We start from the raw sequence: 24,493 nt of genomic DNA, 5'->3' as shown, positions 1-24,493 counted from the left end.
GTGGAGGAACAAAGTGGCCTCCGCCCGTTTTCCCTGACCGGCGGGCGGGGCCGCCTTGTCTTCCGGGGCGTGCCGGTCGCGATCCGTCGTCCGCCCCTCTCCCGCGCTGGAACGCGCCCCGAGCCTTGGAGCTGCCGATGACGGCCACCGCCGTGCTCACCGCCCGCGCCCTCCTGCTGGACATGGACGGCACCCTCGTCAACTCGGACGCCTCGGTCGAACGCGTCTGGCGGCGCTGGGCCGAGCGTCACGGGCTCGACGGGGACGAGGTCATGAAGGTCGTCCACGGCCGGCAGGGCTACGCCTCGATGGCGCTGCTGCTGCCCGACCGGCCGATGGAGCACAACCACGCCGACAACGCCCGGATGCTCGCCGAGGAGACGGCCGACACGGACGGGGTCGTGGCGATTCCCGGGGCGCCGGAGTTCCTGGCCTCGCTGCGGGGGCTGCCGCACGCGCTGGTCACCTCCGCCGACGTGCCGCTCTCGACGGCGCGGATGGCCGCGGCCGGTCTGGAACAGCCCGAGGTGCGGGTGACCGCGGAGTCCGTCGGCGCCAGCAAGCCCGACCCCGAGGGCTTCCTGAAGGGCGCCGCCGAGCTGGGGATCGCCCCCGCGGACTGTGTGGTGTTCGAGGACTCCGGGGCCGGGATAGCGGCCGGGCGCGCCGCCGGGATGACGGTGGTCGGAATCGGGCCCCGGGCCGCCTCTCACGACCCGGACGTGGTGGTGGAGGACCTCACGAAGGTGCGCGTGGAGCCCACGGCGGACGGGACGATCCGCCTGCACATCGGGTGAACCCGGGCCGCGCGGCTCATCGGGGCGGCGGGGGTGCGCGGCGTCACGTCCGTGACGGGGGTGTGCGCGTCACGTTTGCGGCGAGAGTGGGCGCGTCGCTTGGGTGGCGTCACCTCTGGGTCGACAATGTGCGGCGTCACCTCTGGGGCGAGGGTGTCTGTGTCGCTCGGGCCGCGATGGTGCGCGCGCACTCCAGGGACTCGGTGTGTGTCGTGTCCACCTCTACGTCGTAGCTCAGGCCCTCGTGCACGCTCCGGGCCTGTGACGCGGCCATGCCGCGGATCCGGTCTCCCCGGGCGATCTCGCGGCCCGCGGCGACCTCGCCGTCACACCGGACGCCGACCCACAGCACGGCGAGTCCGGACAGCGCCTTCTCCCACCGCTGCCGGGACGCCGGGCCCCCGAGGAAGACCTCGTCGACGATGATCCCGGCGCCGGCGCGTGCCATGGCTGCGATGCCCTCGGTCCAGGCCGCCTCCAGAGCCCGGAACTCCGCGCCCACGCTCACGCCGCCGTCGGCCGTGAAAGTGATGCCGCTGTCGGAGTCCCGCAACTTCGCGGGCAGCGCCTCCACGAACGAGTCGACACCGAAGGCCATCCACGGGCCGGGCAGGACCTCTTGCAGGCACCGGACGATCCCGGACTTGCCCGAGCTCGAACCGCCGTTGAGAACGATCACGTCAGTAGTCACGGCGTCACCGTAAGGCGGCAGGGCCGGTCACGGCTCCCGGGTTTCCGACTCCAGCTTCGCCCGGGTCTCCCGGTCGTAGACGCCGAGGTCGTCCACCTGGATGCCGCGTGACCACTGGTAGGTGCGGACCGCCTCCTCGAGCCGGTCGTCGAAGGTGCCGTCGGTGTCGTCGTCGTACAGGTACAACTGGCGCAGGCGGAGCTGGAGTTCGGAGACCTCCGGGCCGCGGTCGCCGAGCCGCAGGACGGTGGGCCCGGCCTTCTGGCGGCCGTTGTCCGGGGCCGCCTGCCCGGGGCCGGTCGCCGTGGCGGACGGCTGCGATGCCGACGGGGAGGGCGACTGCGACGGGCTCGCCGAGGCGCTCGGCGCGGACGGCGACGGCGAGGCGGACGGGCTCCCGGTGCGGGACGGCGACGGCCGCGGTGCGGCCGGGGCCGGGGGAGCCGACGAGGCGCTGCCCTGCGGGGGTGTGGACGCCGCGCTGCTCGGCGGGGCGTCCGGCACGCTCGCCCGGATGTCGTCCGGCAGGGCGGTGTCCCGGGACGGGCTCTCGTAGGAGAACAACCCGCTCGCGTACCCCGCCGCCGCGACGACGGCGACACAGGCACCGGCGGCGGCGATCAGGAGGGTCCGGCGCCGTCGTCCGGACCTTCGCGCACCGGCCTCGCCCGCTTCCGGCGTGCCGCGACCCGCCCCCACCGTGCCGTCGAACAGGCGCAGGTCGGTGACGCTCGGCTCGGCCGCGGCAGGGGCCAGGGGGGTCGGGATCACCGAGGTGGCGGGGGCGGCGGGCAGTACGGCGGTCGCGTCCGGGTCCACGGGGCGCAGAGGCATGGTGGCGTCGGCGGGGGAGGGCGGCTGAGCGGCATTCCCGGGGCGTGGGCCCGCGCCGTGCGGGAGCGAGACACCGGTGCCGGCGGCCGAGGCCCGGCCCGTCGTGCTGTCGGCTGCGGGCCCTTGGCCCTGTGGGGCCTTCGCGGGGCCGGTGCCGGGCTGCCGGGGGGTGCCTGCGGGGGTCTGCGGGTTGCCCTGGTGCGGGGCCGTGGCGCTGATGTCCGCTGCGGCTGAGTCCGGTGTGCCTTGGGCCGTGGGCCCGGGGGGCTGGGTGTGCGGTGCTTCAGGCAGTCGGGGGGTGCCCGTGGGTGACTGTGGGGCGTTCCGGTGTGGGGGCGTAGCGCTGGTGGCCGGTGTGCCTCGGGGCGTGGGCCCGGGGTCCTCGGCGTGCGGGTGCTCCGGCAGCGAGACCTCGGGGGGCTGCTGCGCGCGGCCTGCGGCGTCGGCCCCGGGCGGCCCCGGGACGCCGGGGCGTGTCTGCGAGGGCGTGGCCGCGGCGGCCGTGCGGGAAGCGTACGGGGTGGCCTCGGCGGAGTCGGCCGGGGGGACGGAGGGGGACGGCGTGGCCGGGGCGGCCTCGGATGCCCTCACCGGTTCCCCCGGGCACGGGGGCGACGTCGCCGCGGCCGGTGAGGAAGGCTGCCCCTCGTCGGCGTCCGCCCCGGAGGGCCCGCCGTCGATCTCCACGTACGGGCGGATCCGCAGCGGGTCGAAGTCCTCCGCTGCCGCCGCCTGGGCCGTACGGGCGTCGCGGAGGGCCTCGGAGGCGCGGTGGGTGCAGGCGCAGGCGGGGGTGTTGTCCCGCTGTCTGGGTGCGCCGCACTCCGGGCACGGGTGGCCGTTCGGCGGTTCCACGCGTTCCTCCCTCCCCTCGCGAACTCCAGAGATTATCCAGATCTCCTCCACAGTGCGTTCGACGAGCCCCCGGAACCACGGCTTCCAAAAGGGCCCGGCGGGCCATAACGGGTCACAGCGGTCACGATGGAAAATGTCACAGGTGACTCGGGAGGTCTCATGGCCGGGGACGGGAACGCCACCACACTGAAGCCCCAGGGCGCGGACCCCCGGGAGCAGGTACCGGGGAACGTCCTGGTCTCCATCGGCGCCCTGCTTCTCGGCATGCTGCTCGCCGCGCTCGACCAGACCATCGTGTCGACCGCGCTGCCCACGATCGTCAGCGATCTCGGCGGTCTGGATCACCTGTCCTGGGTGGTCACCGCGTACCTGCTGGCCGCGACCGCCGCCACCCCCCTGTGGGGCAAGCTCGGCGACCAGTACGGGCGCAAGAGGCTGTTCCAGACGGCGATCGTGATCTTCCTGATCGGGTCCGCGCTGTGCGGCGCCGCGCAGGACATGGCTCAGCTGATCGCGTTCCGGGCCCTGCAGGGCCTCGGCGGCGGCGGGCTGATCGTGCTGTCGATGGCAATCGTCGGCGATCTGGTCCCCCCTCGTGAACGCGGCCGCTACCAGGGGCTGTTCGGCGCCGTCTTCGGCGCGACCAGCGTGCTCGGACCGCTGCTCGGCGGTCTGTTCACCCAGCATCTGAGCTGGCGTTGGGTGTTCTACGTCAACCTGCCCGTCGGCGTCGTGGCGCTCGCGGTGATCGCGACCGTCCTGCACCTCCCGCGCAAGGCGCAACGGCACGTCATCGACTACCTCGGCACCCTCCTCATCGCCGCCGTCGCCACCTGCCTGGTGCTGGTCGCCTCGCTCGGCGGCACGACCTGGGCATGGGGGTCCTGGCAGATCGTCGGCCTCGCGGTCCTGGGCGTCGTCCTCGCCGTCGCCTTCGTGGCCGTCGAGCGGCGGGCCGCCGAACCCGTGCTGCCGCTCAAGCTGTTCCGCGTGCGGACCTTCACGCTCGCCGCCGTGATCAGTTTCGTCGTCGGGTTCGCCATGTTCGGCGCCATGACCTACCTGCCGACGTTCCTCCAGGTCGTGCAGGGCATCAGCCCGACCATGTCCGGCGTGCACATGCTGCCGATGGTGCTGGGCCTGCTGCTGGCCTCGACCGCCTCCGGGCAGATCGTCAGCCGCACAGGCCGCTGGAAGGTGTTCCCGATCGCCGGCACCGGCGTCACCACACTCGGGCTGCTCCTGCTCCACCAGCTCGACGAGCACAGCTCCACCGCCGAGCTGAGCGGCTTCTTCTTCGTCTTCGGGCTCGGTCTCGGCCTGGTGATGCAGGTCCTCGTGCTCATCGTGCAGAACGCCGTCCCCTACGAGGATCTGGGCGTGGCCACCTCCGGCGCGACCTTCTTCCGCTCCATCGGCGCCTCGTTCGGAGTCGCCGTCTTCGGCACGGTCTTCGCCGGCCGGCTCGGCGACCAGCTCACCGACGCCTTCCGGGGCGCACAACTCCCGCCCGGCGTCTCCGTGGGCACGCTGGAGGCCGACCCGCGCGGCATCGCCGCCCTGCCGCCCGGCCTGCGCCCACCGGCCCTGCACGCCTACGCCGTCTCCATCACGGACGTCTTCCTGTACGCGGCCCCCGTCGCGCTCCTCGGCTTCGTGCTGGCCTGGTTCCTGAAGGAGGACCGGCTGCGCGGCTCGGTCACCGCGCCCGACGTCACCGAGACCCTGGCCAGCAACCCCGTCGAGCGGTCCTCGTACGACGAGGTGTGCCGCGCGCTGTCGGTGCTGGGCACCCGCGCGGGGCGGCGCGAGATCTACCGGAAGATCACCGCCCGGGCGGGCTACGACCTGCTGCCCGCGACGAGCTGGCTGCTGCTGCGGATGCGGCGCTACGGCTCCGTGGAGCCGGGCGTGCTGGCCGACGTCATGCCCGTGCCCCTGACCGTGATCATGGAAGCCGCCCGGCAGGCCGAGGTGCGCCGCCTCGCCGTGCGCCGGGGCGTCGACATGGTCCTGACCGACCAGGGACGCGAGGTCGCCGGCCGGCTGGCCGAGGCCCGCGAGGAGTCCCTCGCCGAGCTGCTCGGCGACTGGTGGGGGCCGGACCGGCCGACCGACCTGGAGCGGCTCGTGCGGGAGCTGAACGGCGAACTGTGCGGATCCCGGCGCGAGCGGCCGTACAGCGCGCGCCCCACGCAGGAGCGGGTCTGAGGTTCAGGCCAGGTCCTTGCTGAACCAGTGCTCCGCGTACGGGTTGTCGTTGTGGGGTCCGGTCTCCCGGTAGCCGAGGCGGGCGTAGAGGCCGCGGGCCTCGACGAGATCGCCGCGGGTGTCGAGGATGATCCGGGCGGCGCCGAGCGCGCGTGCGGCGTCCTCGGCCGCCCTGACCAGGAGCGGGGCGCCGCCCCTGCCGCGCATCGACGGGTGCAGGAACACCCGTGTGAGTTCGGCGGTGGTGCCGTCCAGTTGCCGTACGCCCGCGCTGCCGGCCGGCTCGCCGCCGTACCGGGCGACGAGCAGCCGCCCGCCCGGCGGGGCGAGGTCGGCACCCGGCCGGGCGGCGATCTCCCGCTCCAGCTCGGCCGGGTCGGTCCGGCGCCCCTCGTGCAGCAGGTACCAGCGGTCGCTGACCTCGGTGTAGTACGCCCGCCACAGAGCGGCGGCGACCGGGGAGTCGTACGGTTCCGGGGTCACGGTCCAGGTCATGAACCGCATTGTTCACAGGCGCCCCACCGGACACGCAACCGAATAGTCCCGGCCCCGTGTGCGCGCCCCGGTTGCGCCCGGGCGCCGTTTGGGGACGGGCTTTGGGGCTACCCGACGGGCGAACCGGCTCGCGAGGAGAGCCGGTTGGGCCCGAGAACCCGGAAGGCATTCATGTCCACTGGCCTGATCATTGCTCTGATCGTGATCGCGGCGGTCGTCGTCATCATCGCGGCCGTCATGACCCTGCGCGCCCGCGGGCCTCGGCGCGGCCCGAGCCTGAAGCGCCGCTTCGGACCCGAGTACGACCGGGCCGTGGCCCGGCACGACGGTGACGCCAAAGCGGCCGAGCGCGAGCTGACCGAGCGCGTGCAGCGCCACGGCGACCTGCGCGAGCGGTCGCTGGAGCCGGCGCAGCGCGAGCAGTACGAGGCGCGCTGGACGGCCGCCCAGGAGCGGTTCGTCGACTCGCCTCGCGAGGCTGTCGCCGAGGCGGACCGGCTGCTCTCCGAGCTGGCCGGTGCCCGGGGCTTCCCGGACGGCGGGCAGTACGAGGAACAGCTGGCCGCGCTGTCCGTGCACCACGCCCACCACGTGGACGGCTACCGGCGCGTGCACCGCGCGGCGCATCTGCGCGCGGAGGACGCCCGTGACGGCGGCCAGGGTACGGAAGACATGCGTGAGGCCATGGTGGCGGCCCGCGCCCTGTTCGAGGAGCTGGTGAAGCCGGCCCGCCACAACGGCGGCCACACGGGCGCACGCCACGAGGAGGGACGGCACGACGGACACCACCGTGCCGGACTGAACGGCGGCCGCAAGGCTCCGGCCCGCGGCGGGCACACGCCGTGGGCGATCAACCGACGTCAGGCGAAGGAGAGTTGAGGCAATGACCGACATGACCCGACCGCCCGGCGACCACACGCCGGCCGCCCCGGACGCCCGCGGCGAAAGCGCCCTGGGCACCGGCCGCCGCCCGACCGCACCGGGCACGGACCACGACACGGCCCAGGGCCTGGAAGCGGACCGCGGCACAGGCCGTGACCCGGAAACGGACCGCGGCGTCACGCACGGCACCGACGTACCCGGCACCGGCCGCCACGGCACGGACCGGGACGGAACCGATGCCCTCCGCGGCGGAGACCACGGAACCGATGCCCTCCGCGGCGGCGACCACGGCACCGGCCCCGGCAAGGCCGGCTCCGCCAAGGACCGGTCCCACCTCCTCGCCCACGACGAGTCCGACAAGCTCGGCTCGCGGTTGCAGCACGCCGTCGCCGGGTTCGTCGACGGGCCCCGGGCCTCCGTCGAGGAGGCCGACCACGTGCTGGAGGAGATCGCGGCCCGCTTCACCGAGGCCGTGACGCAGCGCCGTCGCACCCTGCGCCACTCCTGGCAGTCCGTCGAGGGCGGCGAGGGCAGGTCCGTCTCGTCCGCCGACACCGAGCAGCTCCGGCTGGCCCTGAAGGACTACCGCGAGCTGGCCGAACGGCTGCTGCACGTGTGAGCCGGGGCGAATCCCCCGGTCACCGGTCCGCCCGGCGCTCCCGCCACTGCCGTACGACGTCCTCGACGTCGTACGGCTTCTTTCCCAGCGGGGGGCCGGGCGGCGGCTTGAACATCATCTCGCGGATCTTGGGATTGATCTCGTCGATGATCTTCCGGACGATCCGCTCCGAGGGGGCCGCGAGCGCGGCCTCCAGCGCGTCCTCCGCCTCCTTGCGCAGCGCCAGCGCCGGTGGGAGGACGGAGAAGCCCTCGCGGGCCAACTTCCGCTTGACCCACCACAGTTCGTCGTAGGTGCTCTCGACCTCGGGCGGGAGCGGTTCACCCGCCCCGGGCAGCCGGTCGAACTCCCCGCGCGCCTCCGCGTCACGGATCTGCTTGTCGACCCAGGACTCGAAGTCGACGCCTGGTGGCTTTCGCTCGGTCATGAGGCCATTGTGCCGGACACCGCGTGGCCGGGCGTTTTATCATGCGGCGGGCTCAAGTCGCACTGGCAGCCCCACCAGGACGTCTCAGGAGGAGCGCACGTGCTCGAACTCACCATGGCCACCGTCGCGGAGGCGGAGGCGGGCGCCACGGCCGGCATGCTCATGGCCGAAGCGCCCAGCGAGCCGGGCGCGGTGCTGCGGGTGGGCCGCGACAAGTCGGTGTGCCGGCTGAGCACGCCGGACGACTGGCTGTTCGTCTCCCGCGTCCATCTGGAGTTCCTGTGCGGGCCGGAGGGAACCTGGCAGGTCACCTGGCTGCGCGGCTCCCAGCCCGACCCGTCCTCCGAAGTACGGCTGACGATGGGGGAGTACGCCCAGCCGCTCACCTACGGCGGCACCGTCCCGCTGCCCAGAGGCGGCAGCGGCGAGATCATCGTCCAGGACCGCACCGCCCCGCGCAGCGTCAACGTCGGCTTCTATCACGAGGTCTGACCCCGGGGCCTCACGCCAGCACGCGGGCCAGCGCGAATCCGTCGTAGCCCTTCATGCCCACCGTCTGGATCGCGGTGCCGCTCAGCCTCGGATGGCCGGCGATCAGCTCGATCGCGGTGCGGGTGCCCGTTACGTCCGGGGCGGTGCTGTCCGCGTCGACGACCCGGCCGCCCCGTACGACGTTGTCGAGGACGATCAGGCTGCCGGTGCTGGTGAGCTTGATCGCCCACTCCACGTAGTGCGGGTTGTTGGCCTTGTCGGCGTCGATGAAGACCAGGTCGAACGGGGGCGGGTTCTCGTCCGCCAGCTCGGGCAGCGACTCCAGGGCCGGGCCGACCCGCACCTCGACCAGCTTGTCCAGGCCGGCGCGGGCGATGTTGCGGAGGGCGACCTCGGCATGCCGGGGGTCGTACTCCAGGGAGACCAGCCGCCCGTCGGCGGGCAGGGCGCGGCCCAGCCAGATGGTGCTGTAGCCGCCGAGCGTGCCGATCTCCAGGATGTGGCGGGCGCCCTGGATCTGAGCGAGGAGCTGGAGGAGCTTGCCCTGGTTCCCGGCGACGTTGATGTGCGGAAGCCCGGCGGCGTCGCTGTCCCGCAGGGCGGCCGCCAGGGCTTCGTCGTCCGGGGCGAGGTGGGCGGTGAAGTAGGCGTCGACCTCGTCCCAGACGTGCGACTCGCTCATGCGCCTCTACCTTTCGTCAGCATAGTTAGCATTCCTAACTACTGGCGCTGACGAAGATAGTTGGTGCGCGGGCCGCTGTCAGCGGGATTTCACCCGGCGTGTCGACCCGCCACCGAGGGCGCCGAGCCGGGCAGCGGGCGCCCCGCCGACTCCGCCATGCGCCACACCGCGAAACCGCCGATCACGGCCGCGGCCATCATGTAGTACGCGGGCATCATCATGTTCCCGGTGGCGCCGATCAGGGCCGTCACCACCAGCGGGGTCGTGCCGCCGAACAGGGACACCGAGACGTTGAAGCCGATCGACAGCGAGCCGTAGCGGACCTTCGTCGGGAACAGCGCCGGCAGCGCCGAGGGCATCGACGCCGTGAAGCAGACCAGCAGCAGGCCGAGGGCGCCCATGCCGAGCGCGACCGCGAGCAGGCTGCCCTGGCGGATCAGCAGCAGGGCCGGGACGGAGAGCAGCAGGAAGCCCGCGCAGCCGGTGGCGATCACGGGGCGCCGGCCGACGCGGTCGGTCAGCGCGCCGGCGAACGGCTGGGCGATCATCATCACGGCCATCACGCCGAGGACGACGAGCAGGCCGTGCGTCTCGTCGTAGTGGAGCTGACCGGTCAGGTAGCTCGGCATGTACGACAGCAGCATGTAGTCGGTGACGTTGAAGACCAGCACCAGGCCGACGCAGAGCAGCAGCGCGCGCCACTGTCCGGTGACCATCTCGCGCAGCGGCGTCTTCGGGCGGTTGTTCTCCGCCTTTTCCACCTCGGCCGCGAACGCCGGGGTCTCCTCCAGGCGCAGCCGCAGGTAGAGGCCGATGATGCCCATCGGGCCCGCGATCAGGAACGGGATGCGCCAGCCCCAGGAGGTCAGGTCGTCGGCGGAGAGCAGGGCGGTCATGATCGTGACCAGGCCGGCGCCGCCGATGTAACCGGCGAGCGTGCCGAACTCCAGCCAGCTGCCGAGGAAGCCGCGCCGTTTGTCGGGGGCGTACTCGGCGATGAACGTGGAGGCGCCCGCGTACTCACCGCCGGTGGAGAAGCCCTGCACGAGGCGGGCCACCAGGAGCAGGATCGGCGCGCCGACACCGATCGTCGCGTACGACGGGATCAGACCGATCGCGAAGGTGCCCGCCGCCATCATGATCATGGTGACGGCGAGGACCTTCTGGCGGCCGACGCGGTCGCCGAGCGGACCGAAGACCATGCCGCCGAGGGGGCGGACCAGGAAGGCCGCGGCGAAGGCGCCGAACGTGGAGAGCAACTGGGCGGTGGGATTGCCCGAGGGGAAGAAAACCTTGCCCAGGGTGACCGCGATGTAGCTGTAGACGCCGAAGTCGAACCACTCCATCGCGTTGCCCAGCGCGGCCGCCTTCACGGCGCGCCTGACGAGCGCGGGGTCGGTGACGGTGGGGTCGGGGGTCTTCGCTGTGCGGGTCTTCATGAGGGACGCGGGGGCGGCGACTGAGGCAGTCGACAAGACTCGCTCGCCTACCTTTCGACGGAGACAGGGACGCGGTCCCGCGCGGCGGCGCTGTCGTACGGGCCGAAAAAGCGACGATAGGCGGGTTTGATCCGCTTACGGGCGGTACGCCTTTCGTTGCACACTGCACGTAAACCGTGGCTGTGCTGGCGCTTCTGCCCGGCGGAAAGCGGTTCACGACGATCTTCGTGTGATCCATCTCGCGTTCGTGAAGGCGTCTTCTTCTCCGGAACCGCGCGTTCCCCATAGGGTTCGCAGGAGGAATTCCCACATTCGAGACATGTGGGATGAACTGGTGCGGAGGCCGACGAGGCGTGGTGAATGCGGATCACGGCGGACGACCGGCGGAAGGCTTCGGAGCGACGGCCACCGGTGGGGTCCGCACACGCCTGCGCGTCGTCCGCCTCGGGCTGTGGCTGATCGCCGCCCTCCTCGCCGCCCGGCAGGTGACCGTCGTCCTCGCCACCCCGCGCGGTGAGCGGCTGACGGACCTGGAGACCTGGGTCGGGCCGAACGGCGTCCTGCATGTGAACGGCTCGCTCTACGACTCGACCCGCTTCACGGGCACCCCCTTCGGCGGCCTCGCCCTCAAGCCCCTCACCCGTTCGGCCGAACAGGCCCTCGGCTGGGGCTGGACCTTCGGCACGCTGCTGCTCGTCGTCGCCCTCGGCCTGACCGCCGCCCGCGCCCTGCCCCAGCCGGTCAGCCGCCGCACCGCGCTGGTGGCCGCCCCCGTCGCCATCAGCCTGCTGATGCTGTCCCTGCCCGTCCGCAACACCCTGTGGCTCGGCCAGACCAGCATCATCCCGGTCCTGCTCGTCCTGCTCGGCTGCTTCGCCGCCCACGGCCAGCGCACCAGCGGCCTGCTCATCGGCGTCGCTGCGGCGCTCCAGCCCACCCTGCTGCTGTTCACGCCCCTGCTGTGGTTCACCGGCCGCAGACGCGCCGCCCTCGCCACCGGTGTCACCTTCGCCGCCTGCACCGGGCTCGCCTGGGCGGCGATGCCGCACGACTCCTACCGCTACTGGGTCCACCACATGGCGGGCGTCGGCCTGGGCGGCCCGGCCGACGACCTCGCCAACCAGTCCCTGCACGGCGCCCTGCTCCGGCTCGGCCTGAACGGCCCCCTGGAGGTCGCGCTCTTCCTGTCGCTCGGCGCGGCCGTCGCCGTCTTGGCCCTGCGCCGGGCCGTGCGCTACTTCCGAGACGGCCAGCTGCTGCTCGCCGTCGCGATCACCGGCTGCGCCGCGCTCGTCGTCTCGCCCACGGCCTGGCAGCACCAGCTGCTGTGGGTGCTGCTCGCCGTCCCCGGACGGGTCGGCAGACGCGCCTCGGACCGGTACGTGTGGCCGGTCACCGTCGTCCTGGTCATGACCCTGCCGGCCAAGATGATCCTGCCGGACATGGCGTCCCTCACCTCCTTGCGGGACAACGTCGTCGTGCTGGCCGCGCTCGCCGCCGCCACCGCCGTGCCCTTTCTGTCCCGCACCTCGCCGTACTACCGGTCGCCGCTGCCGGTCGCGTACGCGCCCGCCGTCCCGGCCCGCTGGCGGCACGTGCCGCTGGTGCCGGCCCTGCGCCGGGTCCTCACCCGGCCCAACCTCCTCCTCGAACTGCTCCTCCTCCGCGTCACCTACGCCGCCTACTCCAAGGTCCGCCTCGCCGCCACCGGCGGCAGCAACTCGGCCGGGCGCGCCGAGGCCGAGGAGCACGGCAGGCAGATCCACGACCTCGAACGCGCCCTGCGGCTCGACATCGAGCACTGGGTCAACCACACCGTCGTCGGGATCGACTGGTTGCGGGACTTCTTCGACCACTACTACACGTCGTTCCACTTCGTGGTGCCGCTGGCCGTCCTCGCGGTCCTCTACGGGCGCCGCCCAGGCGACTACCGCTGGGCCCGCTCCGCCCTGGGCTTCGCCACCCTGCTCGCCCTGGTCGGCTTCTGGCTCTACCCCCTGGCCCCGCCCCGGCTGATGCCGACGCTCGGCTTCATCGACACCGTGCACGGCACGCAGGACTTCACCCAGCCGGACTACGGCACGCTCACCGCCCTCACCAACCAGTACGCGGCGATGCCGTCCCTGCACTTCGGCTGGGCGCTGTGGTGCGGCCTCGTGATCGCCGTCCTGGCGCAGAGGTGGTGGACGAAGGCGCTCGGCCTGCTGCATCCGCTGTGCACGGCCTGTGCGATCGTCGCGACGGCGAACCACTGGGTGCTCGACGCGGCCGGGGGAGCGCTGGTGGTCGCCGTGGGCTTCGGCCTCACCCACCTCCTCCAGGGCCCGCGGGCGCGCACGGTGACGGCGGCCGCCGAGGTCAGCAGCGGGAGTTCGGATCTGCGGAAGGACCGTACTCCGAGCTGATCCGGTACTCGCCGGCGGCCGGCACGCCGAGGCGGGTGAACTCGCCGTCGCGGCTGAGACCCGCCGGCGGCCGGCACGCCGAGGCGGGTGAACTCGCCGTCGCGGCTGAGACACCCCCCGTCGCCGCGCAGCCACGGCGAATAGGCGACCCGTACGGTCACCTCGCCGGGCCGCGACATCCGCACCACCAGTTCGTCGGGGAAGGCGCGGACGACCGAGCCGGGCGACGAGACGAGCGGTACGGCGTCGCGCACCCGGTACACCTTCCAGGGAGGCGGTGAGCCCGGACAGCACGGTGACCGTGCGGACGCCCAGGACGGCCATCAATCACGGCGATATCAGCAAGAACCCGGCGGGACCGATCCTCACGCTCGACCCCGCCACGTTCACCACCTTCGTCGACTGGACGTCTACAACCGCTGAATGATCGTGCCGGTGGCCAAACCGCCTCCCGCGCACATGGTGATCAGCGCGAACTCCCTGCCCGTGCGCTCCAGTTCATGAAGTGCCGTCGTGATGAGCCGGGCCCCGGTGGCTCCCACCGGGTGCCCGAGTGCGATGGCGCCGCCGTTGACGTTCACCTTCGACAGGTCCTGGTCGAAGACCCGCGCCCAGCTCAGCACCACGGACGCGAACGCCTCGTTGATCTCCACCACGTCGATGTCCCTGAGGGACATCCCGGCCTTCCCCAGCACCGCCCTGGTCGCGTCGATCGGGCCGTCGAGGTGGAAGTGAGGGTCGGACCCCACCAGCGCCTGGGCCACGATCCGGGCCCGGGGCCTCAGCTTCAGGGCGCGGGTCATCCGCTTCGACGCCCACAGGATCGCCGACGCCCCGTCGGAGATCTGCGACGAGTTGCCGGCCGTGTGCACCGCTGTCGGCATGATCGGTTTCAGGGAGGCCAGGGCCTCCGCCGTCGTGTCGCGCAGGCCCTCGTCCTTGTCGACCAGGCGCCACATGCCCTGCCCGGCATGCTGCTCCTCCTCGGTCGTGGGGACCTGGACCGCGAACGTCTCTCGTTTGAAGCGCTCCTCCGCCCATGCGTGGGCGGCCCGTTCCTGGGAGGCGAGGCCCAGGGCGTCGACGTCCTCGCGGGTCAGTCCCCGGTGGCGGGCGATGCGCTCGGCCGACTCGAACTGGTTGGGCAGGTCCACGTTCCACTCGTCGGGGAACGGCTTGCCCGGCCCGTGCTTCGAGCCCGACCCCAGCGGCACCCGGGACATCGACTCCACCCCGCAGGAGACGCCGACGTCGATCACGCCCCCCGCGATCATGTTGGCCACCATGTGCGAGGCCTGCTGGGAGGACCCGCACTGTGCGTCGACGGTCGTCGCGGCCGTCTCGTAGGGGAGCCCCATGGTCAGCCAGGCCGTGCGCGCGGGGTTCATGGACTGCTCGCCGGCGTGGGTGACCGTACCGCCGACGATCTGCTCGACGCAGTCGGCGGGGATACCGGTGCGGCCGAGGAGCTCGCGGTAGGTCTCGCCCAGGAGGTAGGCGGGATGCAGGTTGGCGAGCGCGCCGCCGCGCTTGCCGATGGGGGTGCGTACGGCTTCGACGATCACGGGTTCGGCAGCCATGGGTGCGGGTCCTCTCCGGGAGGCTCAGCGGAACTAGTACGCGTTCTAGTTCTGCAAGCAGTGTGCTGAGGCCCGCTCGGTGACCGCAAGGGTCGTGCGGGCAATTGGAGGGTCCGTGCCCCTTGCTACTTGTAGAACCCGTTACTACCGTCACCGCAACTCCGCACAGCTGATGGGCCGTCAGACCTCAGAGTCGGTACGAGTGGTGGGAGCCGCCCATGCCCTGTCCCGCGCTGCCCGACGGGTTCGACTTCACCGACCCCGACCTGCTGCACCACCGCGTGCCGCTGCCGGAGTTCGCCGAGCTGCGCCGGGTCGAACCGGTGTGCTGGGTGGCACAGCCGGCCGGTCTCGCCGGCTTCCAGGACGAGGGCTACTGGGCCGTCACCCGGTACGCCGACGTCAAATACGTCTCCACGCACCCGGAGTTGTTCTCGTCGACCCTCAACACGGCGATCATCCGCTTCAACGAGCACATCGAGCGCGACGCCATCGACGCGCAGCGGCTGATCCTGCTGAACATGGACCCGCCGGAGCACACCCGGGTTCGGCAGATTGTGCAGCGCGGGTTCACCCCCCGGGCGATCCGGGCGCTGGAGGACCGGCTGCGGGCGCGGGCCCACTCCATCGTCGAATCCGCCCGCGCGCACACCGGGCCGTTCGACTTCGTCACCCAGGTCGCCTGCGAACTGCCCCTCCAGGCGATCGCCGAACTGATGGGCGTGCCGCAGGAAGACCGGGACAAGATCTTCGACTGGTCCAACAAGATGATCGCGTACGACGATCCCGAGTACGCCATCACCGAGGAGGTCGGCGCCGAGTCGGCCACGGAGATCATCGCCTACGCGATGAACATGGCCGCCGACCGCAAGCGGTGCCCGGCCCGCGACATCGTCACACAGCTCGTCGCGGCGGAGGACGAGGGCAACCTCAGCTCCGACGAGTTCGGCTTCTTCGTGCTCATGCTGGCCGTCGCGGGCAACGAGACCACCCGCAACGCCATCACCCACGGCATGCACGCCTTCCTCACCCACCCCGAACAGTGGGAGCTGTACAAGAGCGACCGTCCGGAGACGGCGGCGGAGGAGATCGTGCGCTGGGCGACCCCGGTCGCCGCCTTCCAGCGCACCGCCACCCAGGACACCGAACTCGGCGGCAAGCGCATCCGCCAGGGTGACCGGCTGGGGTTGTTCTACGCCTCGGCCAACCACGACCCCGAGGTCTTCGACGACCCGGACGCCTTCGACGTCACCCGTGATCCCAACCCGCACCTCGGTTTCGGCGGCGGCGGTCCGCACTACTGCCTGGGCAAGTCCCTCGCCGTCCTGGAGATCAACCTCATCTTCAACGCGATCGCCGACGCCATGCCCGGCCTGAAGCTGGTCGGGGAGCCGCGCCGGCTGCGGTCGGCGTGGATCAACGGGGTGAAGGAGCTTCCGGTGAGCACGGGCTGAAACAGCCGACGGGCACGGCGAAGGCGACGGCCCCGGGGATCGGGGGGCCGCCGCCTTCGGTCTGTGGGGGGTGGCTCCACAGAAACAGCCGTGCCTGACGCGCGCAACGCCCCGTCGTACTAGGTCCGGCCGCAGGTGCGGTCGGGTCGACGCCTGTGACCGGGCCCTTGTCCCTACGGCCCCGCCTCGTACATGACCTGGCTCACGTGGGCGGCTTCACTTCCCGGCGGCGTCGAACGTGACCGGCGTCTCGAAGGCCGCCCGGCGCGTGGCCCGGCGCAGCGCCCGGAGCACCGCCGGGCCGAGCGCGAGCGTCAGGACAACCGTGACGACCGCCCGTCCCAGATCCCAGCCGAGCGACGTGGCCAGGCAGTACGCCACGAAACGGGCCAGGTTCACGGCGACCGGCGCGTGCGGGTCGAAGGCCACGTTCGAGGCGAGGGCGCTCATGAAGGGCCAGCCCGCCATGTTCATCACCGTGCCGTAGGCGAACGCGGCGAGGAAGCCGTAGCCGGCGAGCATCGCGCGTTCGGCCCGGCCGCGCAGCCGGTCCGGGCCGGGCAGCAGGCCCGCACCCATCGCGAACCAGCCCATCGCCAGCATCTGGAACGGCAGCCACGGCCCGACCCCGCCCGTGAGCAGGGCGGACGCGAACATCGTCACCGAACCGAGAACGAACCCGAAGCCCGGGCCCAGCACCCGGCCGCTCAGCACCATCAGGAAGAACATCGGCTCGATACCGGCGGTACCGGCGCCGATCGGCCGCAGGGCCGCTCCCGTGGCGGCCAGCACGCCGAGCATCGCGACCGCCTTCGGGCCGAGACCGGACTCCGAGATCGCCGCGGCCACGACCGCCACGAGCAGCACCAGCAGGCCCGCGAAGAGCCAGGGCGCGTCCTGCGCGTGCGCGCTGAGCCGCGAGGTGGGCGGGGCGAGGAAGGGCCAGGTGAACCCGGCGACACCCACCGCGCTGACCAGGGCGAGGGCGGTGAGTGAGCGGGGGCCGAGGCGGACGGCCCGGGCCTGCTTCTGGGGGTGCGTGCGGGTGGTCGCCGGGAGACTCATCGGCCGGTCTCCTGGAGGGCCGCGCGGACCTGGGTGACCGTGAGCCAGTGCTGGGGCGCCAGGATCTTGGTGACCTGCGGGGCGAAGGACGGCGAGGAGACGACGATGTCGGCCGTCGGCCCGTCCGCGATCACCTCTCCGTCGGCCAGCAGCACCACCCGGTGGGCGAGCTCGGCCGCGAGTTCCACGTCGTGCGTGGCCAGGACGATGGCGTGCCCCTCGGCGGCCAGCGCGCGCAGCACCGCGACCAGCCGGGCCTTCGCCGCGTAGTCCAGGCCCCGGGTCGGCTCGTCCAGCAGGAGCAGCGGGGGCCGGGCGGTCAGCACGACGGCCAGGGCGAGCGCGAGCCGCTGCCCTTCGGAGAGGTCGCGGGGGTGGGTGTCGTCGGTGACGCCGGGCAGCAGCTCGGTGACCAGGGCCCGGCAGGTGCCGGGGGGCGCGCCGGCGTCCTGGTCGGCCGCCGCGCACTCGGCGGCGACGGTGTCGGCGTAGAGCAGGTCGCGCGGCTCCTGGGGGACCAGGCCGACCTTGCGGACGAGGTCCTTCGGCGCGGTGCGGTGGGGTGTGGCTTCGCCGAGACGGACGGTTCCGGAGCTGGGCTTGACGAGGCCGACCAGGGCGTTGAGCAGAGTGGATTTTCCGGCGCCGTTGCGGCCCATGAGGGCGATCGTCTCGCCGGGGGTGACGGTGAGGTCGATGTGGCTCAGGGCTTGGACGCGGCCGCGGAGTACTGAGAGGGCTCGTACCGCGCCTATGGGCGTGGCGGGTGCGGAGTGCCGCAGGGCGCGGGGCGTCTGTGGCTGATCGCGCAGTTCCCCGCGCCCCTTGGGGACGGGTCCCAGCCGTCGCTTCAGATCTCCTGCCCTGCGACGGGCGTCGCGGACGGTCAGGGGCAAGGGGGACCAGCCCGCCAGGCGGCCCAGGGCCACCACCGGTGGGTACACCGGGGACACGGCCATCACCTCGGCCGGGGGGCCCAGGACCGGGGCCGCGCCCGGGCCGGGCAGGAGGACGACCTGGTCGGCGTACTGGATGACGCGTTCCAGGCGGTGTTCGGCCATGAGGACCGTCGTGCCGAGGTCGTGCACGAGCCGCTGGAGGACGGCCAGCACCTCCTCGGCGGCCGCCGGGTCTAGCGCGGAGGTCGGCTCGTCCAGGACGAGGACGCTCGGGTGCGGGGTGAGGACCGAGCCGATCGCGACGCGCTGCTGCTGGCCGCCGGAGAGCGTGGCGATCGGCCGGTCGCGCAGGCCGGCGAGGCCCAGCAGGTCGAGTGTCTCCTCCACGCGGCGCCGCATCACGTCCGGGGCGATGCCCAGCGACTCCATGCCGTAGGCGAGTTCGTCCTCGACGGTGTCGGTGACGAAGTGGGAGAGCGGGTCCTGGCCGACCGTGCCCACGACGTCGGCCAGTTCGCGCGGCTTGTGGGTGCGGGTGTCGCGTCCGGCGACCATGACCCGGCCGCGCAGGGTGCCCCCGGTGAAGTGCGGGACGAGTCCGCCGACCGCGCCCAGGACGGTGGACTTGCCGACGCCGGACGGGCCCGCCAGCAGCACGAGTTCACCTTCCGGGACCTCGAAGTCGATGCCCCGGACGGTGGGTTCGACGGCACCGTCGTAGGTCACGGAGACATCCTCGAAACGGATCACGACGGCTCCTCGGGATCGGGGGCGACGAACGCCGGCAGCAGGCCGAGGAGTACGGCAGCGGCCGGCCAGAGGGGGAGGGTGGGGGCGACCAGCGGGACCACGCCCGGGTTCAGGGCCGCGGGGTCACGGGCCGCGGCGAGGGCGAGCAGGGCCGCGACCGCGACGCCGGAGGCGACGACCAGCCAGGCGCGCACGTCCCAGCGGTCCGGGCGGTAGCGGGTGCGCAGGGACCGGCGGCCGCCGAGTCTCAGACCCGCGAGGGCGGCTGTGAGACCCGCGAGGAGTACGGGGAGGCCGTACGTGGCGCCTTCGGCCGTGAGGAGGCCGTACGTTCCCGCGCAGACTCCGAGCAGGCCGCCGAGGGTGAGGGCGGCGGTGGTACGGCGTACGGCGGGCGGGACCTGGGCGGTTCGGCCGTAGCCGCGGGCGTCCATCGCGGCGGCGAGGGAGACGGAGCGCTCCAGCGCGCCCTCCAGGACCGGGAGCCCCACGTGCAGCAGGCCCCTGACGCCCTTGTCCGGGCGCCCGCGCAGGCGGCGGGCGGCGCGCAGGCGCTGGACGTCGGCGATGAGACTCGGGGCGAAGGTGAGGGCGACGACGACCGCGACGCCCATCTCGTACAGGGCGCCCGGGAGGGACTTGAGGAGGCGGGAGGGGTTGGCGAGGGCGTTCGCGGCGCCCACGCAGATGAGGAGCGTGGCCAGCCGCAGACCGTCGTACAGGGCGAAGGTGAGGGCTTCCGCGGTCACCTCGCCGCCGAGGCGGATGCCCTGGGCCCAGGCGGGGAGGGGGACTTCGGGGAGTGTGAGGAGGGTGTGCGTGCCGGGGATGGGGGAACCGAGGACCGTCGCGAAGAGCAGACGGACGAGGATCACGGCAAGGGCGAGTTTGACGAAGGCGCCGTAGGAGCGGGACCAGGGGGTGTCGGGGCGGCGGGCGGCCACGACGTAGGCGGAGACCGCGATGAGGAGGGCGAGGAGCAGGGGATTGGTGGTGCGGGTGGCCGCGGTGCCGAGGGACAGCGCCCAGAGCCACCAGGCGCCGGGGTGCAGTTGCGCCCGGTGCCGGCCCCGGGTGCCGCTACCCACGCCGTCGTACCTGCCAGACGGCCGCCCCGCCCAGGACCACCACCACGGCGACACCCGCCAGCAGGCCCAGGGACGGGCCGTCGTCCGAGGGGGTCTTCTTCTCCGCTGCCGGCTTCTGCTGCTGCGTCTCCTTCGGTGAGACCTGTTCGCCGCAGCCCTTCTCCGGGTAGCCCGAGATCGCGCACAGCAGGGCGTTGGTGTCGTAGCGCAGCGGCTTGGCCACCGCCGCCAGGGCCTCGGCCGTCGTCGCGTCGGGGGAGACCCGGGCGCAGGCCGTGCGGGCGGCGGGAGGGGTTTCGCCCTCGGGGCCGTCCGACGGTGTGCCGAAGTCGATGACCAGGGCCACTCGTTTCCTGCCGTCCTGCGCGGGCGTCTTCGCACAGATCGTCGCGAAGTCGGCCTCGCCGCGTGGCCGGGTCGCGTCCGCCGAGTCCTCGCTCACCGCGAAGCGGAAGCCCTGGACGTCGCCGTCCGAGGGGCGGGCCAGGGACGGGCCCTGGGTGGCGTAGACCCAGTGGCCGCCGTCGCGCTCCCAGAACGACCAGTACCGGTAACCGGCGGCCTGGGCCTGGCCCGCGCCCGCGCACAGCAGGAGCGAGGCCAGGAGGAGGAGAACGGCCCGGCGGATCACAGCTGCCGCTGCTTCTTGCGGCCGGTGAACAGGAACCCGATGCCGATTCCGGCGACGAGACAGACGCCGACGTACCACCAGACCCCGAAGAAGTCGCCGGAGTCCTCCTTCTCGTCCGAGGCCTTGGTCTTCTCGGCCGTCTGCGGGGCCGGGCCCGTCGCGTTGAGCTGCTTGACGAGGTCCGCGCCGCCGAAGTCGCGCGGGTTCGTGCCCGTCGCGTGGGCGGCGAAGATCAGCTGGGCGTAGGCGGCCGGACCGCTCTGCGCGGCCCAGGACGCGGAGTTCTTCTCCAGCCACCGCACGGACTTCTCCGCCTGCGCGGTGTCCCCCCGCGCGGCGAGCGCGACGACCGCGTCGGCGGTGTTGCCGAAGTCGGGCTGCGGCTCGGCACCGGCCAGGGCGGACATGAGGTGGTGGTCGTCCTCGGCGAGGGCTGAGGTGAGGTAGCTCGCGCCGTTCGCCGCCGCCTGCTGTGGCGTTGCGGCCTTCGCGCAGGCCGCGTCGGACTTCTCGCCGGGCTTGACGACCATGCCCTTGCCCAGCGCGCCGAGCACACCGGCCGCCGTGGCGTCCGCGTTGGCGGCGAGGTCGCCCTTCTTGTCCGGCTGGAACGCGAAGGCGCCGTCGCCGTCCCCGTCGCAGGGCAGGGCGAGCTTCAGCAGCGCGTCGTAGGGCGACTTGCCGTCCTTGTCGACCCCGTCCGGCTTCTCGCCCGCGGCGGCGAGCGCGCCGACGACGATCGACGTCGAGTTGGTGTCGCTGGCCCCGCCGGGCGAGTAGCCCCAGCCGCCGTCCTTGTTCTGTACGGACTTCAGCCAGTCGACGGCCTTGCCGGTGGTGTCGTCGTGCCCGCCGAGCGCGGTGAGGGCCTGCACGGCGGCGGACGTGGCGTTGGTGTCCAGCATCGTCTTGGCGTCGCACGCGGCGGCGGGGTCGGGGCGGTAGGAGGCGAAGCCGCCGTCCGGGCACTGCTGGCGCACCAGCCACCGCACGGACTTCGCCGCCGGCTTCACACCCACCGTGTCCTGCGCGAGCAGCGCGAGCGACTGGCGCCAGACGCCGTCGAACTTGGGGTCCGTGTCGCCGTACAGGGCGGAGGGGAACGCCTGGGAGGGCGACGGGGACGGGTCGGCGGCGGCCGGGGTGGCGGCGCCGATCACGGCGACGGCGGCAAGGACCGCGGCGCTGCGGCGGACGTTCATGATCGGCGGGTGCCTCTCCCTGTGGGGGAGCCGGGCAGCACGGGCACCCCCGGGCGGCTCGGCTCCGTATACCTCGACGGTGCCGTGCACGGCGGGCTGCCGGGCACGTGAGCCGGTCACGAAACCGTACGAAGCGATCCGGCTCACCGCCGCGGCGGGCGGTTCACGGTTGCGGGTCAGCGCCGGAATTGCACCGGCTTCCCCCCGTACGGTGTGATGACGACCCGCTTACTGTACCTGGGCGCGGAAAACCGGCCGAGGGGCCGGGTTGGGTGGGGTGGCTTCGCTTCGTGTGGGTGGAGGTGCCGGGGTGGCTTCGCTTCTGTCGGCCTGGGCGGCGGGGTGGCTTCGCTTCATGTCGGCCTGAGTGGCGGGCGGCGGGGTGGCTTCGCTTCATGTCGGCCGGTGCCGGGCGGCGGGGCGGCTTCGGTTCGAGCCGGCGCGGCCAGGTGGGCAGGGGCCTCGCTCCGTGTCTGGCGGCAGGGGCTTCGTCTCGTCGGCTGGGCGCCGGGGCCGCGGGGTAGCTTCGCCCCATGCCGACCACACCACCACCGGGAAAGCTGCTCGGCTCCGGGCGACGGGCCGATGTGTATGTGATCGACGAGGCGTGGGTGCTGCGCCGGGAGCGCGGCGGCGGGGGTGACGCTGCGGCCGAGGGGGCGGTGATGGCACATGTGCGTGCCCACGGCTATCCGGCGCCCCGGGTCCGCCCGACCGGTTCGCGCACCGACCTGGTGATGGAGCGGCTCTCCGGCCCGACCATGCTCCAGGCCTGCCTGGCGGGCAGCTTGGACGTGGCGGAGGCGGGCTCAATCCTCGCCCGGCTGCTGCGCGACCTCCACGCCGTCCCCGCCCTGCGCTCCACCGACCCCTCCGTCCGCATCCTCCACCTGGACCTGCACCCGGAGAACGTGATCCTCACCCCCGGCGGCCCCCGTGTCATCGACTGGTCCGACGCGGTGGAGGGCGACCCGGGCCTGGACTGGGCGGCGACCGCGGTGATCCTCGCGCAGGCCGCTGTCGCCGGCGACAGCCTCTCCGCGCCTGCCGGCGCCATGCTGACCGCCCTCCTGGCCGGTCCGTCCCCTCTCACGCGCCCGGCCCTGGCCGAGGCCCTGCGCCGCCGGGGCGCCAGTCCGACGATGAGCCAGGTGGAGGTCGAACTCCTGGGCCGCGCAGAGGAGTTGATCCTCTCCAGGGCGTGGAGCGGCTAACGTGGGGCCCCCGACCACACACGCAGGAGCGTCCATGACCGACCAGGTGGAGAACCCCGAGCAGGAGCCGTTCCCCAAGATCGACACCTCGGTGCCGCACTCGGCCCGGATCTGGAACTACTGGCTGGGCGGGAAGGACAACTACGAAGTCGACCGGGTGGCCGGTGACGCGTTCCGCGAGGTCTTCCCCGGCATCGAGACCGGCGCCCGCGCCGCCCGCTACTTCCTCGCCCGTGCCGTGCGCCACCTGGCCGCCGAAGAGGGCATCCGCCAGTTCCTGGACATCGGCACCGGCCTGCCCAACGTGGACAACACCCACCAGATCGCCCAGCGGGTGGCCCCGGAGAGCCGGATCGTCTACGTCGACAACGACCCGCTGGTGCTGGCCCACGCCCGCGCGCTGCTCACCAGCACGACGGAAGGCGTCACCAACTACGTCGACGCCGACCTGCGCGAGCCCGGCGCGATCGTCCGGGAAGCCGGGAAGACCCTCGACTTCGACCGGCCCGTCGCCCTCATGCTGATGGGCATCCTGGGCCACATCGAGGACCACGACGAGGCCCGCTCGATCGTGCGGCAGCTGGTGGACGCCCTGCCTCCCGGCAGCTACCTCGTGCAGTACGACTCCACCGACACCAGCGAGGAGTACGTCAGGGCCATCGAGCAGTACAACGACGGTGGTTCGATCCCGTACATCCTGCGCAGCCCCGAGCAGATCGCGCGCTACTTCGACGGTCTGGAGCTGCTCGAACCGGGCGTGGCCTCCTGCTCGCGCTGGCGTCCCGACGCGGCGGCCCTGGGCCTTCCCGCCGAGGTCCACCAGTACGGCGGCGTCGCCCGCAAGCGCTGACGCTCAGGTCTCCTGGAGGATGCGGTGCAGGATGGTCGGAGTCTCGTCCGGCGACTCGGCTTCGACCACCAGCCGGTTCATGGCATCCCAGTAGCACTCGATGTCGGCCGGCCGGTCGGGGTAGAGGGCGGTGGTGAGCTGCTCCAGGTAGACCACGTCGGGCAACTGCCCGCCGGGCAGCCGCAGAATGGTGACCGGACCGCCCTCCGCGGCGTGGGCGCCGGTGAGGAACGGCAGGATCTGCACCGTGACGTGCGGGAGCCGGCAGATCTCGATGAGATGCCTGAGCTGGTCCCGCATCACACCGACACCGCCGACCGGGCGGCGCAGCGCCGCCTCGTCGATCACGGCCCACAGCCGGGTCGCCGGCTGTCGGCGCAGGATCCGCTGGCGGGTCATCCGTAGCGCGACCCGGCGGTCGATCTCCGCCGCACCGGCGTCCGGGTGGGCGAGCCGGAGGTCGGCCCGGGCGTAGTCGGCGCTCTGCAGCAGGCCGGGGACGCGCTGGACCCGGAAGCAGCGGATGAGACTGGCCGCCTGCTCGGCCCCGAGATAGGTCTGCCTGTAGGCGGGCACGACATCGCTGTAGTACCTCCACCAGGCGGGGGTGTTGGCCTGCTCGGCCAGCGCCAGCAGGGTGGCGCGCTCGGCCTCGTCGGTGACGCCGTAGAGGGTGAGCAGATCGGCGACGTCCCGCAGTTTGAAGCCGTGGCGGCCCGCCTCCATCCGGCTGATCTTGGAGGAGGAGGCGCGGATGACGTGCCCCGCGTCCGCCCGGCCGATGCCCCGCTCCTCCCGCAGCTCGCGCAGCCGGGCCCCGAGGGCCAGCCGCGGCACCATGGGCCCGGCGCACCCGCTGTCCAGGGCCCCGCTGCCGGTCGATGTGCGTGCGGCCTCTTCGGTGCCCATGGGCATCTCTCCCGGTGCGAGC

Annotated in this window: 23 protein-coding genes, 1 pseudogene and 1 riboswitch; of the genes and pseudogenes, 10 read left to right on the top strand and 14 right to left on the bottom strand. The window is 72.8% G+C overall.

What is annotated here, in order from left to right; all coding sequences use genetic code 11:
- The first annotated feature begins 137 nt into the window (after positions 1-137).
- Positions 138-797: an HAD-IA family hydrolase gene (locus CEB94_RS12505; protein WP_175432292.1), complete on the top strand. Its 660-nt coding sequence runs from the start codon at positions 138-140 to the stop codon at positions 795-797.
- A gap of 136 nt (positions 798-933) precedes the next feature.
- Here the strand turns inward: CEB94_RS12505 and cpt are convergent, their stop codons facing one another.
- Positions 934-1,488 (bottom strand): chloramphenicol phosphotransferase CPT, encoded by a 555-nt coding sequence (gene cpt, locus CEB94_RS12500; protein ID WP_175432291.1) that lies wholly within the window; start codon positions 1,486-1,488, stop codon positions 934-936.
- A gap of 27 nt (positions 1,489-1,515) precedes the next feature.
- Positions 1,516-3,177: a peptidoglycan-binding protein gene (locus tag CEB94_RS40855; RefSeq protein WP_246111779.1), complete on the bottom strand. Its 1,662-nt coding sequence runs from the start codon at positions 3,175-3,177 to the stop codon at positions 1,516-1,518.
- A gap of 159 nt (positions 3,178-3,336) precedes the next feature.
- Here CEB94_RS40855 and CEB94_RS12485 point away from each other — a divergent pair, with 159 nt between their 5' ends.
- Entirely contained in the window at positions 3,337-5,388 is a 2,052-nt protein-coding gene (locus tag CEB94_RS12485; RefSeq protein ID WP_175432290.1) for an MDR family MFS transporter, read from the top strand.
- A gap of 3 nt (positions 5,389-5,391) precedes the next feature.
- Here CEB94_RS12485 and CEB94_RS12480 read toward each other — a convergent pair whose 3' ends face one another.
- Positions 5,392-5,883, bottom strand: a complete 492-nt coding sequence (locus CEB94_RS12480) for a GNAT family N-acetyltransferase (protein WP_175432289.1) — start codon at positions 5,881-5,883, stop codon at positions 5,392-5,394.
- 171 nt (positions 5,884-6,054) lie between these two features.
- Here CEB94_RS12480 and CEB94_RS12475 point away from each other — a divergent pair, with 171 nt between their 5' ends.
- Positions 6,055-6,762, top strand: a complete 708-nt coding sequence (locus tag CEB94_RS12475) for a hypothetical protein (protein ID WP_175432288.1) — start codon at positions 6,055-6,057, stop codon at positions 6,760-6,762.
- A 4-nt stretch (positions 6,763-6,766) separates the two neighbouring features.
- Positions 6,767-7,384: a hypothetical protein gene (locus CEB94_RS12470; RefSeq protein WP_175432287.1), complete on the top strand. Its 618-nt coding sequence runs from the start codon at positions 6,767-6,769 to the stop codon at positions 7,382-7,384.
- Positions 7,385-7,403: 19 nt separating this feature from the next.
- Here CEB94_RS12470 and CEB94_RS12465 read toward each other — a convergent pair whose 3' ends face one another.
- Entirely contained in the window at positions 7,404-7,811 is a 408-nt protein-coding gene (locus CEB94_RS12465; protein ID WP_175432286.1) for a DnaJ family domain-containing protein, read from the bottom strand.
- 99 nt (positions 7,812-7,910) lie between these two features.
- Here CEB94_RS12465 and CEB94_RS12460 point away from each other — a divergent pair, with 99 nt between their 5' ends.
- Positions 7,911-8,303: an FHA domain-containing protein gene (locus CEB94_RS12460; protein ID WP_175432285.1), complete on the top strand. Its 393-nt coding sequence runs from the start codon at positions 7,911-7,913 to the stop codon at positions 8,301-8,303.
- Positions 8,304-8,313: 10 nt separating this feature from the next.
- On the opposite strand, the gene CEB94_RS12455 is transcribed toward CEB94_RS12460, so the two are convergent.
- Together CEB94_RS12455 and proP are read right to left on the bottom strand one after the other, a co-directional pair.
- Positions 8,314-8,985, bottom strand: a complete 672-nt coding sequence (locus CEB94_RS12455) for an O-methyltransferase (RefSeq protein ID WP_175432284.1) — start codon at positions 8,983-8,985, stop codon at positions 8,314-8,316.
- 89 nt (positions 8,986-9,074) lie between these two features.
- Positions 9,075-10,460 (bottom strand): glycine betaine/L-proline transporter ProP, encoded by a 1,386-nt coding sequence (gene proP / locus CEB94_RS12450; RefSeq protein WP_175432283.1) that lies wholly within the window; start codon positions 10,458-10,460, stop codon positions 9,075-9,077.
- Between the two features lie 317 nt (positions 10,461-10,777).
- On the opposite strand from proP, the gene CEB94_RS12445 reads away from it, so the two are divergent.
- The gene (locus CEB94_RS12445; protein ID WP_175432282.1) at positions 10,778-12,829 is read left to right on the top strand and encodes a bifunctional glycosyltransferase 87/phosphatase PAP2 family protein; all 2,052 of its coding nucleotides are present in this window, start codon (positions 10,778-10,780) and stop codon (positions 12,827-12,829) included.
- Here the strand turns inward: CEB94_RS12445 and CEB94_RS40850 are convergent.
- Positions 12,783-13,098, bottom strand: a pseudogene (locus tag CEB94_RS40850) (hypothetical protein); the annotation flags it as partial. The gene CEB94_RS12445 and the pseudogene CEB94_RS40850 sit on opposite strands and share 47 nt — an antisense overlap.
- A gap of 8 nt (positions 13,099-13,106) precedes the next feature.
- Here CEB94_RS40850 and CEB94_RS40845 point away from each other — a divergent pair.
- Positions 13,107-13,256, top strand: a complete 150-nt coding sequence (locus tag CEB94_RS40845) for a DUF397 domain-containing protein (protein ID WP_246111777.1) — start codon at positions 13,107-13,109, stop codon at positions 13,254-13,256.
- On the opposite strand, the gene CEB94_RS12435 is transcribed toward CEB94_RS40845, so the two are convergent.
- The gene (locus CEB94_RS12435; protein WP_175432281.1) at positions 13,240-14,409 is read right to left on the bottom strand and encodes a steroid 3-ketoacyl-CoA thiolase; all 1,170 of its coding nucleotides are present in this window, start codon (positions 14,407-14,409) and stop codon (positions 13,240-13,242) included. The two genes, CEB94_RS40845 and CEB94_RS12435, sit on opposite strands and share 17 nt — an antisense overlap.
- Positions 14,410-14,627: 218 nt before the next feature.
- Here CEB94_RS12435 and CEB94_RS12430 point away from each other — a divergent pair, with 218 nt between their 5' ends.
- Complete coding sequence (locus CEB94_RS12430; protein WP_175432280.1) at positions 14,628-15,863, top strand: cytochrome P450; 1,236 nt, start codon at positions 14,628-14,630, stop codon at positions 15,861-15,863.
- Positions 15,864-16,079: 216 nt separating this feature from the next.
- Here the strand turns inward: CEB94_RS12430 and CEB94_RS12425 are convergent, their stop codons facing one another.
- Genes CEB94_RS12425 through CEB94_RS12405 form a run of 5 tightly spaced genes read right to left on the bottom strand, consistent with a single transcriptional unit; the run spans position 16,080 to position 21,498 of the window.
- Complete coding sequence (locus CEB94_RS12425) at positions 16,080-16,928, bottom strand: ECF transporter S component (protein WP_175432279.1); 849 nt, start codon at positions 16,926-16,928, stop codon at positions 16,080-16,082.
- Positions 16,925-18,577 carry an ABC transporter ATP-binding protein gene (locus tag CEB94_RS12420; protein ID WP_175432278.1) on the bottom strand — a complete coding sequence of 551 codons (1,653 nt, stop codon included), beginning with the start codon at positions 18,575-18,577 and terminating at the stop codon, positions 16,925-16,927. Before CEB94_RS12420 ends, CEB94_RS12425 begins: the two co-directional genes overlap by 4 nt.
- Positions 18,574-19,665: an energy-coupling factor transporter transmembrane component T gene (locus CEB94_RS12415; protein ID WP_246111776.1), complete on the bottom strand. Its 1,092-nt coding sequence runs from the start codon at positions 19,663-19,665 to the stop codon at positions 18,574-18,576. The genes CEB94_RS12420 and CEB94_RS12415 overlap by 4 nt, the downstream gene beginning before the upstream one ends.
- Entirely contained in the window at positions 19,658-20,296 is a 639-nt protein-coding gene (locus CEB94_RS12410; protein ID WP_175432276.1) for an SCO2322 family protein, read from the bottom strand. The genes CEB94_RS12415 and CEB94_RS12410 overlap by 8 nt, the downstream gene beginning before the upstream one ends.
- The gene (locus CEB94_RS12405) at positions 20,293-21,498 is read right to left on the bottom strand and encodes an SCO2321 family membrane protein (RefSeq protein ID WP_175432275.1); all 1,206 of its coding nucleotides are present in this window, start codon (positions 21,496-21,498) and stop codon (positions 20,293-20,295) included. Before CEB94_RS12405 ends, CEB94_RS12410 begins: the two co-directional genes overlap by 4 nt.
- Before the next feature lie 73 nt (positions 21,499-21,571).
- Positions 21,572-21,749: riboswitch (cobalamin riboswitch) on the bottom strand.
- Positions 21,750-22,031: 282 nt separating this feature from the next.
- Between CEB94_RS12405 and CEB94_RS12400 the strand changes: the two genes are divergently transcribed.
- Positions 22,032-22,712 (top strand): phosphotransferase, encoded by a 681-nt coding sequence (locus tag CEB94_RS12400; protein WP_175432274.1) that lies wholly within the window; start codon positions 22,032-22,034, stop codon positions 22,710-22,712.
- A gap of 34 nt (positions 22,713-22,746) precedes the next feature.
- Positions 22,747-23,562 carry an SAM-dependent methyltransferase gene (locus CEB94_RS12395; RefSeq protein ID WP_175432273.1) on the top strand — a complete coding sequence of 272 codons (816 nt, stop codon included), beginning with the start codon at positions 22,747-22,749 and terminating at the stop codon, positions 23,560-23,562.
- A 3-nt stretch (positions 23,563-23,565) separates the two neighbouring features.
- Here CEB94_RS12395 and CEB94_RS12390 read toward each other — a convergent pair whose 3' ends face one another.
- Positions 23,566-24,471 (bottom strand): helix-turn-helix domain-containing protein, encoded by a 906-nt coding sequence (locus CEB94_RS12390; RefSeq protein WP_175432272.1) that lies wholly within the window; start codon positions 24,469-24,471, stop codon positions 23,566-23,568.
- Positions 24,472-24,493 lie beyond the last annotated feature (22 nt).

This window comes from Streptomyces hawaiiensis (assembly GCF_004803895.1).
Classification (GTDB): domain Bacteria; phylum Actinomycetota; class Actinomycetes; order Streptomycetales; family Streptomycetaceae; genus Streptomyces; species Streptomyces hawaiiensis.
Note: the sequence above shows the minus strand (reverse complement) of the source record. Positions and strands in the feature narration are given on the sequence as shown.